The organism is Achromobacter sp. SIMBA_011, from assembly GCF_046535435.1.
Lineage (GTDB): Bacteria > Pseudomonadota > Gammaproteobacteria > Burkholderiales > Burkholderiaceae_B > Achromobacter > Achromobacter dolens.
The window spans coordinates 1-258 of record NZ_JAWRWN010000760.1 but is presented as its reverse complement, the minus strand read 5'-3'; the positions used below and the strand labels follow the sequence as shown (position 1 = coordinate 258).

At 62.4% G+C, this 258-nt stretch carries 1 pseudogene; it reads right to left on the bottom strand.

The window, feature by feature from the left end:
* A pseudogene (locus SB816_RS33020) lies at positions 1–258 on the bottom strand (MFS transporter); the annotation flags it as partial.

Genomic DNA, 258 nt, shown 5'->3' with positions numbered 1-258 from the left:
AGATGTAGAACAGATCGTTCACGCCGAGCTGGGCCGCCTGCTGCGTGGCCATGTTGTTGATGAGGCCGTGCGCCTGGTCCGGCGTCAGCCCGAGCTTGCCCATCTGCGTGACGGCCTGATTGAACGTCGGGTTGTACACGTTGGTCTGCTCGACCAGTTGCGCGTGGTGGAAGTTGTTGCGGTGATCCCACGCGGTCTGGAAGATCGACGTGCCGATGCCGCCGCACATGATCCGCACGAAGTTCGACAGGCCCGATG